The 13,657-nt window shown below is 70.1% G+C and carries 14 protein-coding genes; 6 read left to right on the top strand and 8 right to left on the bottom strand.

Going from position 1 to position 13,657, the window contains the following annotated elements:
* Positions 1-3 precede the first annotated feature (3 nt).
* Complete coding sequence (locus IF54_RS0114185) at positions 4-1,545, bottom strand: FAD-binding oxidoreductase (RefSeq protein WP_030318253.1); 1,542 nt, start codon at positions 1,543-1,545, stop codon at positions 4-6.
* Positions 1,546-1,841: 296 nt separating this feature from the next.
* Between IF54_RS0114185 and pstS the strand changes: the two genes are divergently transcribed.
* The 4 genes from pstS (at position 1,842) to pstB (ending at position 5,972) form a co-directional block, all read left to right on the top strand.
* Positions 1,842-2,966, top strand: a complete 1,125-nt coding sequence (gene pstS / locus IF54_RS0114180) for a phosphate ABC transporter substrate-binding protein PstS (protein ID WP_030318251.1) — start codon at positions 1,842-1,844, stop codon at positions 2,964-2,966.
* 118 nt (positions 2,967-3,084) lie between these two features.
* Positions 3,085-4,086 carry a phosphate ABC transporter permease subunit PstC gene (gene pstC, locus IF54_RS0114175; RefSeq protein ID WP_030318249.1) on the top strand — a complete coding sequence of 334 codons (1,002 nt, stop codon included), beginning with the start codon at positions 3,085-3,087 and terminating at the stop codon, positions 4,084-4,086.
* Positions 4,083-5,132 (top strand): phosphate ABC transporter permease PstA, encoded by a 1,050-nt coding sequence (pstA, locus tag IF54_RS0114170; protein WP_030318248.1) that lies wholly within the window; start codon positions 4,083-4,085, stop codon positions 5,130-5,132. The genes pstC and pstA overlap by 4 nt, the downstream gene beginning before the upstream one ends.
* 63 nt (positions 5,133-5,195) lie before the next feature.
* Entirely contained in the window at positions 5,196-5,972 is a 777-nt protein-coding gene (gene pstB / locus IF54_RS0114165) for a phosphate ABC transporter ATP-binding protein PstB (RefSeq protein WP_030318246.1), read from the top strand.
* Between the two features lie 150 nt (positions 5,973-6,122).
* Here the strand turns inward: pstB and IF54_RS0114160 are convergent, their stop codons facing one another.
* Together IF54_RS0114160 and IF54_RS0114155 are read right to left on the bottom strand one after the other, a co-directional pair.
* On the bottom strand, positions 6,123-7,121 hold the full coding sequence (locus IF54_RS0114160; protein WP_030318244.1) for an inorganic phosphate transporter: 999 nt from the start codon (positions 7,119-7,121) through the stop codon (positions 6,123-6,125).
* Positions 7,122-7,129: 8 nt separating this feature from the next.
* Positions 7,130-7,750 carry a DUF47 domain-containing protein gene (locus tag IF54_RS0114155; RefSeq protein WP_020140237.1) on the bottom strand — a complete coding sequence of 207 codons (621 nt, stop codon included), beginning with the start codon at positions 7,748-7,750 and terminating at the stop codon, positions 7,130-7,132.
* Positions 7,751-7,950: 200 nt separating this feature from the next.
* Between IF54_RS0114155 and IF54_RS0114150 the strand changes: the two genes are divergently transcribed.
* Positions 7,951-8,289 carry a metal-sensitive transcriptional regulator gene (locus IF54_RS0114150; protein ID WP_030318243.1) on the top strand — a complete coding sequence of 113 codons (339 nt, stop codon included), beginning with the start codon at positions 7,951-7,953 and terminating at the stop codon, positions 8,287-8,289.
* A 42-nt stretch (positions 8,290-8,331) separates the two neighbouring features.
* Here IF54_RS0114150 and IF54_RS42995 read toward each other — a convergent pair whose 3' ends face one another.
* Both IF54_RS42995 and IF54_RS0114140 read right to left on the bottom strand, forming a co-directional pair.
* Positions 8,332-8,508 (bottom strand): hypothetical protein, encoded by a 177-nt coding sequence (locus IF54_RS42995; protein ID WP_199821207.1) that lies wholly within the window; start codon positions 8,506-8,508, stop codon positions 8,332-8,334.
* Between the two features lie 98 nt (positions 8,509-8,606).
* The gene (locus tag IF54_RS0114140; RefSeq protein WP_030318241.1) at positions 8,607-9,440 is read right to left on the bottom strand and encodes a hypothetical protein; all 834 of its coding nucleotides are present in this window, start codon (positions 9,438-9,440) and stop codon (positions 8,607-8,609) included.
* A gap of 118 nt (positions 9,441-9,558) precedes the next feature.
* Here IF54_RS0114140 and IF54_RS40510 point away from each other — a divergent pair, with 118 nt between their 5' ends.
* Positions 9,559-9,735 carry a hypothetical protein gene (locus IF54_RS40510; protein ID WP_199821212.1) on the top strand — a complete coding sequence of 59 codons (177 nt, stop codon included), beginning with the start codon at positions 9,559-9,561 and terminating at the stop codon, positions 9,733-9,735.
* A gap of 80 nt (positions 9,736-9,815) precedes the next feature.
* Here the strand turns inward: IF54_RS40510 and IF54_RS0114130 are convergent, their stop codons facing one another.
* Genes IF54_RS0114130 through IF54_RS0114120 form a run of 3 tightly spaced genes read right to left on the bottom strand, consistent with a single transcriptional unit; the run spans position 9,816 to position 13,562 of the window.
* Positions 9,816-10,262 (bottom strand): NUDIX hydrolase, encoded by a 447-nt coding sequence (locus IF54_RS0114130; RefSeq protein ID WP_030318239.1) that lies wholly within the window; start codon positions 10,260-10,262, stop codon positions 9,816-9,818.
* Positions 10,259-11,347 (bottom strand): CHAD domain-containing protein, encoded by a 1,089-nt coding sequence (locus tag IF54_RS0114125; RefSeq protein WP_030318237.1) that lies wholly within the window; start codon positions 11,345-11,347, stop codon positions 10,259-10,261. The genes IF54_RS0114130 and IF54_RS0114125 overlap by 4 nt, the downstream gene beginning before the upstream one ends.
* Positions 11,328-13,562 carry an RNA degradosome polyphosphate kinase gene (locus IF54_RS0114120; protein ID WP_030318235.1) on the bottom strand — a complete coding sequence of 745 codons (2,235 nt, stop codon included), beginning with the start codon at positions 13,560-13,562 and terminating at the stop codon, positions 11,328-11,330. The genes IF54_RS0114125 and IF54_RS0114120 overlap by 20 nt, the downstream gene beginning before the upstream one ends.
* Positions 13,563-13,657 lie beyond the last annotated feature (95 nt).

The raw sequence follows: 13,657 nt of genomic DNA, 5'->3' as shown, positions 1-13,657 counted from the left end.
CCGTTACAGCGACTGCGGGTACGAGAAGAACCCGTCCGGGTCGTACTGCTTCTTCACCTTCGTCAGCTTGGTCACCGCGTCGCCGTAGTACGCCTTGCGCCAGTCCGTGAGGGTCGGGTCCGTGTAGTTCTGGTAGGCCGCCCCGGAGGCGTACGGCTTCATCGCGTCGTGAGTGCCGGTGAGCCAGGACTGCGCCGCCGTGCCCGCGGTGCCCGCCCGCCAGGACGCGATGTACTGGGCCAGCATCCGGGAGCGGCGGTGGACGAAGGCCGTCGCCGTGGGGGAGACCCGGTTGACCGCACCGCCGAGGGCCGTGAAGGCGATGCTGCCCGAGCCGCCCCGGACCGAGGCGACGTGCGACAGCAGGGTGCGGATGCCGGCCGCGGAGATCGAGCGGTCGAAGAAGTCCGAGCGGGCCGCGTAGGTCTCGCGGCCGAGCGCGCCGTGCGGGTTGCGGTTCGGGGTGGAGCCGGGCAGATGGCACCTGGCGTCCGTGGAGAAGGACGAGCAGCCCGCGTACGCCTCCATCGCGCTCTCGTAGGAGTGCCGTCGGAGCGTGACGCTGCGGGCCGGTGAGCCCACCCGGTCGGCCAGCCGGTCCAGGGCGTTCTGGAGCTCGCCGTAGGTGCCCAGGGAGAAGGCCGCGACCGCCACCGAGGGCGAGCCGCCGTTCTCCAGGTGGCAGGAGGACCAGATCTCGTCGGGCTGGCCGGGACCCCACTCCTGCCAGGCCTTCAGCACGGCGGCCGCCTTCGACCACGGCCAGGTCGCGTACGCGGTCACGCCCTGCGGTGCCGGGTGGGTCTTGAAGTGCAGCTCGGTCACGACGCCGAAGTTGCCGTTGCCCGCGCCGCGCAGCGCCCAGAACAGGTCCTTGTTCGTGCCGGCGTTCGCGGTGAGCTGCTTGCCGTCGGCGGTGATCAGGGTGGCCTGGGTGAGGCTGTCGCAGGTCAGGCCGTAGGCCCGGGAGGCGACCCCGTGGCCGCCGCCGAGGACCAGGCCGGAGACGCCGACGGTCGGGCAGGAGCCCGCCGGGATCGTCACGCCCTTCGCGGTGAGCGCCCGGTAGACGTCGATCAGCTTGGCGCCGGCGCCGACCACGGCGGTGCCGCCCGAGGCACGGACCCGGTTCAGCTCGGAGACATCGACGATCAGCCGGTTGTTTCCCGAGGACCAGCCGGCGTAGGAGTGGCCGCCGTTGCGGATCGCGACCCGCAGACCGTGCGCGCGGGCGTAGGCGAGGGTGCTGCGGATGTCGTCCGCGTGCGCCACGTACGCGACCGCGGCCGGCTTCAGCGAGTCGAAGCGGGTGTTGTAGAGCTGACGGGCGGTCGTCCAGTCGGAGTCGCCGGGGCGGACCAGGGAGCCGTCCAGGTCGCGGCCGAGCGCGGCCCAGTTCGGGGCGGCCGAGGCGGGCGTACGGGAGGAGAGCCGTTGGTCGAGGGTGCTCTGCGCGGCGCCTGCGCTGTCCTTGCCCTTGCAGGCGGCGGTGCCGGCCGCCGCGAGCGCGGCCGCACCGCTTGCGATGAACGTACGCCGTTCCATGTGTCGTGCCTTTCGTCTGCCTCGTCGGCTTCCGTGGAACGAGACGGGGCTGTAGGGGGTCAGGTTCCCGTGCCGGTTCCGGAATCACACCGTGCCCTCGACGTGAGCGTTCCGTGACCTCACCGCACCTTTCGCAGGGGTTCACCCCCCGTTCACTTCCGGCCATAAGCGCCTTCACCTGATCTGCCTAATTTCGGCCTTACGCGATGCGAGGCGCGCCACAAAGGCGCCCCCGTGTCACCCAGACTTCGCGCACGCCGCCGGATTCAGGACGGCGGCTCCCGGAAGGAACTCAAGTGAAGCTTCAGCGCAAGAACCGGCGGGCCCTCGCTCTCGGTGCTCTCGCCGTCTCCGGCGCCCTGGCCCTCACGGCGTGCGGCTCCGACGACACCAGCGGTGGCAGCGGCAGCGGCGGTGCCTCGACGGCGGCCGCCGGCAACATCAAGTGCGACAACGCCAAGGGCCAGCTGCTCGCCGACGGCTCCTCCGCGCAGAAGAACGCGATCGACGCCTGGGTCAAGCAGTTCACGCAGGCCTGTGGCGTTCAGATCAACTACAAGGGCGGCGGCTCCGGCGCCGGTGTGACCGCGTTCAACAACGGCCAGGTCGCCTTCGCCGGTTCCGACTCCGCGCTGAAGCCGGAAGAGGTCACCGCCTCCAAGAAGGTCTGCTCCGGCGGCCAGGGCATCGACCTCCCGATGGTCGGCGGCCCGATCGCCCTCGGCATCAACATCTCCGGTGTCGACAAGCTCACGCTGGACGCGCCCACCATCGCCAAGATCTTCAACTCGAAGATCAGCAACTGGAACGACCCGGCGATCGCCAAGCTGAACCCGGGCGTCAAGCTGCCGGACCTCAAGATCCAGGCGTTCCACCGCTCGGACGACTCCGGCACCACGGACAACTTCACCAAGTACCTGATCGCCACCGCCAAGAGCGACTGGCCCTACGAGCACGGCAAGACCTGGGTGGCCAAGGGCGGCCAGTCCGCCGCGCAGTCCTCCGGTGTCGCCCAGCAGGTGAAGCAGACCAACGGCGCGATCGGCTACTTCGAGCTCTCCTACGCCAAGGACGGCATCACGCCGGTCAGCATCAACACCGGCGCCTCCGCCCCGGTCGAGCCCACCGTCGAGAACGCCACCAAGGCCATCGCCGACGCCAAGGTCGTCGGCACCGGCTCGGACCTCTCGCTGGAGCTCAACTACGGCACCAAGGCCGAGGGTGCCTACCCGATGGTCCTGGTCACCTACGAGATCGTCTGCGACAAGGGCAACAAGGCCGACACCCTGGCCGCCACCAAGGCGTTCCTGCGCTACACCGCCTCCGAGGACGGCCAGAAGGTCCTCGCGGAGAACGACTACGCGCCGATCCCCGACGACATCATCGCCAAGGTTCGCACCACCATCGAGACCCTGAGCTGACCTGAGTGTGCGGACCGGTCCGGGGCCCCGCAGCACGGGACCCCGGCCGGCCGCACCGTCCGGTGCACCGCCGCCAGGAGCCGCACCCCGCGTACGGCTCCGCAGACCGGAGAACCCGATGGACACACAGATAAAAGACGCACCTCCCCCCAGTCCCCAGCCGACCGTGGCCGAGCAGAAGCGCGCGGCCCGTGGCGCCACCCGACCCGGTGACCGGATCTTCCTCGGTCTCTCCCGCGGGTCGGGCATCCTGCTGCTGGTGATCATGGCCGCGATCGCGGTCTTCCTCACCTACCGTGCCTCGATCGCGATCAGCAAGGACGAGGCCAACTTCTTCACCGCGTTCGAGTGGAACACCCAGCTGATCCCGCCGAAGTTCGGCATCGCGGTGCTCGCCTTCGGCACGATCGTCTCCTCGATCATCGCCATGGCCCTCGCCGTCCCGATCGCGGTCGCCATCGCGCTGTTCCTCACGCACTACGCCCCGCGCAAGCTGAGGGGTCCGATCGCCTACGTGATCGACCTGCTCGCCGCCGTGCCGTCCATCGTGTACGGCCTCTGGGGCGCCCTGATCCTCGTACCGCACATGAACGGCCTGTACGGCTGGCTGGACGACTACTTCGGCTGGACCGGCATCTTCTCCTGGCAGCAGGGCGCGCCGCGCTCCATGCTGACCGTCGGCATCCTGCTCGCGATCATGATCCTGCCGATCATCACCAACGTGAGCCGCGAGGTCTTCCGCCAGGTCCCGCAGATGCACGAGGAGGCGGCCCTGGCGCTCGGCGCCACCCGCTGGGAGGTGATCCGCATGGCGGTGATCCCCTTCGGCCGCTCCGGTGTGATCTCCGCCTCGATGCTCGGCCTCGGCCGCGCGCTCGGCGAGACGATGGCCGTCGCCACCGTGCTCTCGCCGTCCTTCGACATCCAGGCCAGCCTGCTCGACCCGGGCGGCGGCACCTTCGCCCAGAACATCGCCAGCAAGTTCGGTGAGGCCAGCGAGCTGGGCCGGGACGCGCTGATCGCCTCCGGTCTGGTCCTGTTCGTCATCACCCTGCTGGTCAACGGCGCGGCCCGCATGATCATCGCCCGCCGCAAGGAGTACTCGGGGGCCAACGCATGAGCACCGCAGCCACCGTCAGCACCCTGAAGGGTGCCCGCCTGCCGAAGTGGTCGCCGTACGCGATCGCCGCCGGCTCCGTCGCCCTCGGCGTCGGCATCAGCTTCGCCGCCGGCCTGCACAGCAGCATCCAGTGGGCGCTGATAGCCGGGCTGCTGTTCGTCCTCGGCACGTACGGCATCGCCGCCCGGGTGGAGGGCCGCCGGCAGGCCAAGGACCGGGTGGCCACCTCCCTGGTCTGGGTCGCTTTCCTGCTCGCCGTCGTCCCGCTGGTCTCCCTGGTGTGGTCGACCGTCGCGCGCGGTGTGAAGGTCCTCGACGTCTACTTCCTGACCCACTCGATGGGCCTGGTCTCCGACGACGAGCCGGGCGGCGGTATCTACCACGCCATCCTCGGCAGCCTGGAGCAGGTCGCCCTCGCCACCCTGATCGCGGCGCCGATCGGTGTGCTCACCGCGATCTACCTCGTCGAGTACGGGCGCGGCAAGCTCGCCAAGGCCGTCACGTTCTTCGTCGACGTCATGACCGGCATCCCGTCGATCGTGGCCGGTCTGTTCATCCTCTCGATCATGCTGATGTTCGACATGGAGCCCTTCGGCTTCGCCGGCTCGCTCGCCCTGGCGATCCTGATGATGCCGGTGGTCGTCCGCTCCACGGAGGAGATGCTCAAGCTCGTCCCGAACGAGCTGCGCGAGGCCTCCCTGGCGCTGGGCATCCCGAAGTGGCGGACCATCCTGAAGGTGGTCATCCCGACCTCCATCGGCGGCATCACCACCGGCATCATGCTGGCGGTCGCCCGTATCGCCGGTGAGACCGCGCCGGTGCTGCTCCTGGTGTGGGGCAACTCGATCATCAACGCCAACCCGTTCGAGGGTGCGCAGCAGTCGCTTCCGCTGTACATCTATCAGCAGTACGCGAACAGCGCGGGCGCCGGTGCGGCGTACGACCGCGCGTGGGCGGCGTCGCTGACGCTGATCGCCTTCGTGATGATCCTGAACCTGGTGGCCCGCGGCATCGCCCGCTGGAAGGCCCCGAAGACCGGTCGCTAAGGCGACAATTTCCGGCTCCGCCGGGCGGGGCCTTCTCAGCGACCGACTGGAAGTGAAGTAGTCATGGCCAAGCGAATCGACGTAAGCGGACTCACCGCCTACTACGGCTCCCACAAAGCGATCGAAGACATCTCGATGACCGTCGAGCCCCGCTCGGTGACGGCCTTCATCGGCCCCTCCGGCTGCGGCAAGTCGACGTTCCTGCGCACCCTGAACCGGATGCACGAGGTCACCGCCGGTGGCCGCGTCGAGGGCAAGGTGCTCCTCGACGACGAGGACCTGTACGGCCAGGGCATCGACCCCGTGTCCGTGCGCCGCGAGGTCGGCATGGTCTTCCAGCGCCCGAACCCCTTCCCCACGATGTCGATCTTCGACAACGTGGCGGCGGGCCTGCGGCTGAACGGCTCGTACAAGAAGTCGGAACTGGCCGACATCGTGGAGAAGTCCCTCAAGGGCGCGAACCTCTGGAACGAGGTCAAGGACCGGCTGAACAAGCCCGGTTCGGGTCTGTCCGGCGGTCAGCAGCAGCGGCTGTGCATCGCCCGCGCCATCGCGGTCGAGCCGAAGGTGCTGCTCATGGACGAGCCCTGCTCGGCCCTGGACCCGATCTCCACGCTCGCCATCGAGGACCTCATCGGTGAGCTCAAGGAGCGCTTCACGATCGTCATCGTGACGCACAACATGCAGCAGGCCGCCCGTGTCTCCGACCGCACGGCCTTCTTCAACCTGGCCGCCGTCGGGCAGCCCGGCAAGCTGATCGAGATCGACGAGACGGAGCGGATCTTCTCCAACCCGTCGGTCCAGGCCACGGAGGACTACATCTCCGGCCGCTTCGGATGAGCCGGTCCGGCTTCGGCCACCCGGTCTCCTGAAGACCCCTCGCGGTGCTGCATGGCGGTGCCACCGCGAGGACACAGAGGGCCCGCCCCCGGATCAGGGGGCGGGCCCGTTGTCGTCCGTGCGCGGCGCCCGCAGGAACGTGCTCGGTGCCTACAGGAACAGCAGGTTCACGATGCCGTAGCAGCAGGCGGCCACGATCGCCGCCGCCGGCATGGTGATGAACCAGCCGAGGACGATGTTCTTGGCCACGCCCCAGCGGACCGCGTTGACGCGCTTGGTGGCGCCGACGCCCATGATCGCCGAGGTGATGACGTGGGTCGTGGAGACCGGCGCCTTGAACAGGTAGGCGGTGGTGAACATGATCGCCGCACCGGTGGTCTCCGCGGCGAAGCCCTGCGGGGGGTCCAGCTCGATGATCTTGCGGCCCAGGGTGCGCATGATGCGCCAGCCGCCCGCGTAGGTGCCCAGCGACAGCATCACCGCGCAGACGATCTTCACCCAGACCGGGATCGGGTCGCCGTACGTCGAGTGACCCGAGATCACCAGGGCCATCACCACGACACCCATGGTCTTCTGGGCGTCCTGGAGACCGTGGCCGAGGGCCATGCCGGCCGCGGAGACGGTCTGCGCTATCCGGAAGCCCCGCTTGGCCTTGTGCGGGTTGGCCCGCCGGAAGAGCCACAGGATCGCCGTCATCACCAGGTAACCGGCCACCAGGCCGACCACCGGGGACAGGAACATCGGGATGACGACCTTGTCGAGGACGCCGTTCCAGAGCACCTCGGTGCCGCCGGCCAGCGCTGCCCCCACCATGCCGCCGAACAGCGCGTGCGAGGACGAGGAGGGCAGCCCGAAGTACCAGGTGATGAGGTTCCAGGTGATCGCGCCGACCAGCGCGGCGAAGAGGATGGCCATCCCCTTCGAGCCCTCCGGCGTCTCGATCAGGCCCTCACTGACCGTCTTCGCGACCCCGGAGCCCAGGAACGCACCTGCCAGGTTCATGACCGCTGCCATCGCGAGCGCGGCCCGTGGCGTGAGCGCCCGTGTCGACACCGAGGTCGCGATGGCGTTCGCGGAGTCGTGGAAGCCGTTGGTGTACGTGAAGAAGAGCGCGACCAGGATGGTCACGACCAGAGCGAAGGTGTCCATAAAGGGGCTCAGGACTCCTTGACGGCGATGGTCTCCACCGTGTTCGCCACGTGCTCGAAAGCGTCGGCGGCCTCTTCCAGGACGTCCACGATCTGCTTGAGCTTGAGCACCTCGATGGCGTCGTACTTGCCGTTGAAGAGCGTGGCGAGCAGCTTGCGGTGGATCTGGTCGGCCTGGTTCTCGAGGCGGTTGACCTCGATCCAGTACTCGGTCAGGTTGTCCATGGTCCGCAGGTTCGGCATGGCCTCGGCGGTCAGCTCGGCCGCCCGCGCCAGGACCTCGATCTGCTGCTCGACGCCCTTGGGGAGCTCCTCGACGTTGTAGAGGACGACCAGGTCGACGGCCTCCTCCATGAAGTCCATGATGTCGTCGAGGGAGGACGCCAGGTTGTAGATGTCCTCGCGGTCGAACGGCGTGATGAACGAGGAGTTCAGCTGGTGGAAGATCGCGTGCGTGGCATCGTCACCGGCGTGTTCCGCGGCCCGCATGCGCTCTGCGATCTCGGCCCGGCCGGCGGTGTCCGCCCCGAGCAGTTCCATCAGGAGCTTCGAGCCCGTGACGATGTTGTCCGCGGAGGCGGCGAACATGTCGTAGAAGCTCGTCTCCCTGGGGGTCAGACGAAAGCGCACAAGGGGTCCTCGGGGTGCATCGGTTTCGGTCAGGGTGATGCTAAGTGCATCATCCGGCCACGGCTAATGGGCCGTCCCCCAGTGTCGCCCATCAGGCACAGTGGTTGGCACGGGGGCCGTCCGCAGGCCCTATACCCGGGAAACTTCGGTACGATATACCCAGGAGGGGTATAGGAATGCCCCTTGTTGTGGAGGACGCGATGACGACGACCGACACCGGCGCCCCGGCGCCCTCCGAGACGGTGACCGAAAACACCACCCACGGCTACCACAAGCAGAAGGACGAGCACCTCAAGCGCCTGCGCCGGATCGAGGGCCAGATCCGCGGCCTCCAGCGGATGGTCGACGAGGACGTCTACTGCATCGACATACTCACGCAGGTCTCCGCCTCCACCAAGGCGCTCCAGTCCTTCGCCCTCCAGCTCCTGGAGGAACACCTGCGGCACTGCGTCGCGGACGCCGCCGTCAAGGGCGGCGCCGAGATCGACGCGAAGGTCGAGGAGGCCACGAAGGCGATCGGCCGCCTGCTGCGCACCTGACCGGTTGCCGTGTCACGCCATGACGGAACAGGCGCCCCCGGCTCAGCGGCCAGGGGCGTCCGCGCGTTCCTCGGCCACTTTCAGCACCTCGTCGATGCTCGCCAGGCTGAGCCGGTCGTCCGCGGCCGAGGCCGCGATGATCAGCTCTCCGCACAGTTCGATCTCGGCGAGGGCCACGTGGTCCTGAACCGCCGTACCGCCGACCGGAGCCACGCGCATCACCTCTTCTCTGCCGTTACCGACTTCCTAGAGTAGGGAGCGGCCTACATACCGCGCATGGCACGGACGGGCTAGTCCTTGACGCCCGTCACGACCGCTCATCCATCGGCGATCTTGCCCGCGAAGATGTCCCTCGCGGCCGGCAGCCGTACGTCCGCGGTCACCCCGAAGTCGTACAGCAGAGTCGTCGAGGCGACCGCGACGGTGCCCGGCCGCTGTCCGTTGACGAAGCTGAAGCGGTGCCGGACCTTGCGGATACGGCCCTGGTCGTCGAGGTAGACGTCGAAGGGCACCGCGGCCGTGGCGAACCCTTTCGCCGCCGCGGCCAGGACGGCCCTGTTGGCCCGGGAGGCGCCCTTCGCGGCGGCGGTGAGGTCCGCGGTCCCCCGGTAGTGCCGCACCTCGGTCCCGGCCAGCTCGGTCGTCCCGACGTACGTCGCCGTCCTGGTCCCGCGCAGCACCTCGGCGGCGGCCAGCGGGTCGGTGGCCCCGCCGGTGACGAGGTTGCCGTCGGAGAGTCCGGCGGTGTCCACCCGCACCCACTTGTCGGCGGGCACCCCGGCACCCCGGTTCTTCATGAACAGGGCTCCGGGGGCGAGGAGTTCGGTGATCGGCTGGTGCTCGCTGGTGCCGGCCGGGTCCTGCGGCAGCAGCACCCTGAGCCGGCCGAGCCGCCCGCGGTAGTCGTACACGCCCTCGCCGCGGATGGTGACCCGGGTGCCGCCGGTGGCCATCTCCATCGAGGTGCTGGCCTTCGAACTGCCGGTGTCCATCAGGGTGTCGGGGGCCCGGCGCAGGGTTCCCACCGGGTCGGCCGCGGCCGCGTCGTCCGGGCCGGAGCCGGCGCCCGAGCAGCCGGCGGCGCAGGCGCCGGCCATGAGCACCGCCGCGACGACCGCCTCGCGGGCCCGCCTGTGCTGCCGCTCCGCCATCGCCGCTACCCCCAGCCGATACGTCCGTCAAGGACCCGTGTCGCTTCGCTTAACGACGGCTGGGTGGGCCCGTCACGCGCACACCTGCCGTTTACCCGGGGTGGGTAACGTTGTCGGTGTGGCGCAGCAGGACAGGATCCCCCCACCTCCCCCCGACGTACCGGCCCACCGGACACAGATGGTCGAACAGGGCCGCTTCTGTCTGGCCCGGTGCACCTGCGGCTGGCGCGGACCGGCCCGCAGAGCCCGCAGCCAGGCCCGGACGGACGCGGAGCGGCACACCGACGGCGTCTGAGGCGGCACTGCCTCCGACGGTGTCCGAGGCGGCACCGCCCCGTCCGCGGCCGGCGTTCTCCCCGTCCGGCGCCGCGAAGGCTAGAGCGGCAGCAGTTCGTCGATCAGGGTGCGGTCGCGGTACTGCGTGAGTCGGCTGCGGGCCGCGGTGGGGGACAGCCACAGGATGCGGTCCACCTCGTCGTTGGGGGTGAAGCCGCCCCCGGTCGCCTCGGCCGCCCAGTAACGCACCCGCTTGGGGCGGCCGTTGGCCATGTAGCGGACGGTGGGGAGCTCGGTCCCGGGCTCGGCGGTGTAGCCGGTCTCCTCCTCGACCTCGCGCAGGGCACCGGCGAGGGCGTTCTCGTGGGGCTTCAACTTGCCTTTGGGGTGCGACCAGTCGTCGTACTTCGGTCGGTGGACCAGGCAGATCTCGAGGTCGCCGTCGAGCGGGGAGCGGCGCCACAGGACGCAGCCGGCCGCCTGGACGACGGGGGCGTCGGGAGTGTCGGGAGTGTCGGGGGTGTCGGTGTCCGGGGGTGGGGTCATGTGCTCACCGCCTCTTTCTGCCAGCACTGCTGGAATGCGAACCGGGCCGCCTCCACCTCGTGGCGCTGGTCGGCGTGCAGGACGCCGAGGGCGTAGGCGGTGGCCGGGGCGATACGGGGAGTGCGGGCCGCCGAGGCCGCGGCTGCCGCCGCCTCCGAGGCGTCCCGGTGCCGGTCCAGGCACTGGCCCGCCGTCAGGAGCCGTACGTCCACCGCGGGGGACAGGACCTCGCGGGCGTAGCGGTGCAGGCGCAGCAGCAGACGGACCTGGTGCCAGGGGGCGTCCTGGGGGTGCGGGGAGGGGTCGGGGGAGAGGCCGTGGATGAGGGCCTCGGCGTTGTAGGGGTGGCCCGCGGTGACCAGGGGCAGGGCGGTCGCCGCGTCCTCCAGGCGTTCCTGGGCCGCCGCGGCCAGGGGGTGCAGGTCGGTGCCGGTGGCGGTCGTGACCAGGGGGACCTCGCTGGCCAGTAAGGCGATGGTGTCGGCGACCGCGTGGAAGCGGGAGGAGCCGAGGGCCTGGAGGGCGGTGGAGTGGGCGCGGGTGCGGGCCAGGGTGAGCTGGCGGTCCAGCAGGGCGCCCGCCTTCGCCGCGCCGACGGTCAGGTTGCCGCGGTCGGGGGCGGGGGCGGGGCTGGGGTCGGCGCCGGGGGTGGGGCGGGTCGTGGTGCCCACGCCCTGGGCCGTACGGGCCGTGGGGCCGACGCCCTGGGCGGGGAACACCGCGCCCGACAGGCGGTGCAGGGCCAGCAACAGCCGTTCCAGCCGGGACTCGTAGGCGTGCTCCATGCCCAGCGTCCCGGACAGCCAGGCCAGTTCGGGGCGCAGGGACTCCGACCAGTCGGCGTCCAGGAGTGGGCGGAAGGTGTGGAGGCTGGCGCTGATGCGGCGGACCGAGCGGCGCAGGGCCCGGGCCGCGTCCGCGGGGTCCTCCGCGCCCGCCGCCGCACCGCCGGACTCGCGGTGCTGGCGGAGCGCTCGGAGGAACTCCGTGGCCTGGGACCGCAGATAACCCGCGAGGGCGTCCCCGGTCACGGTTCCGACGGGCCCGGTCATCGGGCCGGTCGGTTCAAGGTGTTGCTGTGCCACGCCGGCGCCTCCGGGCGTCTATGAGCATCTCCTGGACGTTGCGCAGGGGTTGGCCGTCCGCATCGGTCGCGTGCCGGGTCCACTCGCCGTCCGGGCCGAGGTGCCAGGACGCGGTGGTGTCCGACATCCCGGTCTCCAACAGCCGGTTGAGGGCGGCCCGGTGGGCCGGGTCGGTGACCCGGACCAGGGCCTCTATCCGGCGGTCGAGGTTGCGGTGCATCATGTCGGCGCTGCCGATCCACACCTCGGGCTCGCCGCCGTTGCCGAAGGCGAAGACCCGGGAGTGCTCCAGGAACCGGCCCAGGATCGAGCGGACCCGGATGTTCTCCGACATGCCCGCGACGCCGGGGCGGATCGCGCAGATGCCGCGCACCCAGACGTCGACCGGCACGCCGGCCTGCGAGGCACGGTAGAGCGAGTCGATGAGCGCCTCGTCCACCATCGAGTTGACCTTGATGCGGATGAAGGCCGGGCGTCCTGCGCGGTGGTGCTGGACTTCCTTGTTCACACGGGCGATGAGGCCGTCGCGAAGGGACTTGGGGGCCACCAGGAGGCGGCGGTAGGTCTCGCGGCGGGAGTAGCCGGACAGCCGGTTGAAGAGGTCGGAGAGGTCCGCGCCGACCTGCGGGTCGGCGGTGAGCAGGCCGAGGTCCTCGTAGAGCCGGGCCGTCTTCGGGTGGTAGTTGCCGGTGCCGACATGGCTGTACCGCCGTAGCGTGTCGCCTTCCTGACGGACCACCAGGGACAGCTTGCAGTGGGTCTTCAGGCCGACCAGGCCGTAGACGACATGGCAGCCCGCCTCCTCCAGCTTGCGCGCCCACTTGATGTTGGCGTGCTCGTCGAAGCGGGCCTTGATCTCGACCAGGACGAGGACCTGCTTGCCGGCCTCGGCGGCGTCGATGAGGGCGTCGACGATGGGGGAGTCGCCGGAGGTGCGGTACAGGGTCTGCTTGATGGCGAGGACGTCCGGGTCGTCGGCGGCCTGCTGGAGGAAGGCCTGGACGGACGTCGAGAAGCTGTCGTAGGGGTGGTGCAGCAGCACGTCACGGGTGCGCAGGGCGGCGAAGATGTCCGGCGCGGACGCGGACTCGACCTCGGCCAGGTCGCGGTGGACGCCGGCGATGAACTTGCGGTACTTCAGCTCGGGGCGGTCGAGGCCCGCGATGCGGAAGAGGCCGGTGAGGTCGAGGGGGCCGGGCAGCGGGTAGACCTCCGCCTCGGAGATCTTCAGCTCGCGCACGAGGAGGTCCAGGACCTCGCGGTCGATGGACTCCTCGACCTCCAGGCGCACCGGCGGCCCGAAGCGGCGCCGCATGAGCTCCTTCTCCAGGGCCTGGAGGAGGTTCTCGGCGTCGTCCTCCTCGACCTCCAGGTCCTCGTTGCGGGTGACCCGGAAGGTGTGGTGCTCCAGGACCTCCATGCCCGGGAACAGCTCCTCCAGGTGGGCGGCGATGACGTCCTCGATGGGGACGTAGCGGCCGGGGGAGGACTCCAGGAAGCGGGACAGCAGCGGGGGGACCTTGACCCGGGCGAAGTGGCGGTTGCCGTTGACCGGGTTGCGCACGATCACGGCCAGATTCAGGGAGAGGCCGGAGATGTACGGGAAGGGGTGCGCGGGGTCGACGGCGAGGGGGGTCAGGACCGGGAAGATCTGGTGCCGGAACAGGGTGAAGAGGCGGGCCTGCTCCTTCTCCTGGAGTTCGTTCCAGCGGACCAGGTGGATGCCCTCCTCCGCGAGTGCGGGGGCGACGTCCTCGTGGTAGCAGGCGGCGTGCCGGGCCATCAGCTCGCGGGAGCGGGCCCAGATCATCTCCAGGACCTCGCGCGGCTGGAGGCCGGAGGCGGAGCGGGTGGCGACGCCGGTGGCGATACGGCGCTTCAGTCCGGCCACCCGGACCATGAAGAACTCGTCGAGGTTGCTGGCGAAGATGGCGAGGAAGTTCGCGCGTTCCAGCAGGGGGGTGTTGGGGTCCTCGGCGAGTTCCAGGACGCGTTCGTTGAACGCGAGCCAGCTTCGTTCCCGGTCGAGGAAACGACCCTGCGGGAGCTGGGCGGCACCGTCGACCGGGATCTCCTCGTACGCGTCGAGATCGGCGTCGAGGTCGGGCTCCAGATCGGAGACGGTGGCCGACACGGTGTGCGGGCGGTGCGCGGCTATGGAGCCCACGGAGGGCTGCACGTGCTGGACCTCTGCCTGGGCGTTCGACTGGCTCATGGACCCATTCTTCCGCGCCGAGCGCGAAACGGGCGCGTCGGAGGCGGCGAGCGGGAGCACGGCGGCGACCTGGGTCCCGACCGGAACGCCCCCGT

This window comes from Streptomyces sp. NRRL B-3229, assembly GCF_000719505.1.
Classification (GTDB): domain Bacteria; phylum Actinomycetota; class Actinomycetes; order Streptomycetales; family Streptomycetaceae; genus Streptomyces; species Streptomyces griseorubiginosus.
This window is presented reverse-complemented; position numbering and strand designations above follow the sequence as displayed.

What these genes read in the sequence shown, in the direction of transcription:
- IF54_RS0114185 (WP_030318253.1), bottom strand. Translation starts at nt 1,545, where the DNA reads ATGGAACGGCGTACGTTCATCGCAAGCGGTGCGGCCGCGCTCGCGGCG.
- pstC (WP_030318249.1), top strand. Translation starts at nt 3,085, where the DNA reads ATGGACACACAGATAAAAGACGCACCTCCCCCCAGTCCCCAGCCGACC.
- pstA (WP_030318248.1), top strand. Translation starts at nt 4,083, where the DNA reads ATGAGCACCGCAGCCACCGTCAGCACCCTGAAGGGTGCCCGCCTGCCG.
- pstB (WP_030318246.1), top strand. Translation starts at nt 5,196, where the DNA reads ATGGCCAAGCGAATCGACGTAAGCGGACTCACCGCCTACTACGGCTCC.
- IF54_RS0114160 (WP_030318244.1), bottom strand. Translation starts at nt 7,121, where the DNA reads ATGGACACCTTCGCTCTGGTCGTGACCATCCTGGTCGCGCTCTTCTTC.
- IF54_RS0114150 (WP_030318243.1), top strand. Translation starts at nt 7,951, where the DNA reads ATGACGACGACCGACACCGGCGCCCCGGCGCCCTCCGAGACGGTGACC.
- IF54_RS42995 (WP_199821207.1), bottom strand. Translation starts at nt 8,508, where the DNA reads ATGCGCGTGGCTCCGGTCGGCGGTACGGCGGTTCAGGACCACGTGGCC.
- IF54_RS0114140 (WP_030318241.1), bottom strand. Translation starts at nt 9,440, where the DNA reads ATGGCGGAGCGGCAGCACAGGCGGGCCCGCGAGGCGGTCGTCGCGGCG.
- IF54_RS0114130 (WP_030318239.1), bottom strand. Translation starts at nt 10,262, where the DNA reads ATGACCCCACCCCCGGACACCGACACCCCCGACACTCCCGACACTCCC.
- IF54_RS0114120 (WP_030318235.1), bottom strand. Translation starts at nt 13,562, where the DNA reads ATGAGCCAGTCGAACGCCCAGGCAGAGGTCCAGCACGTGCAGCCCTCC.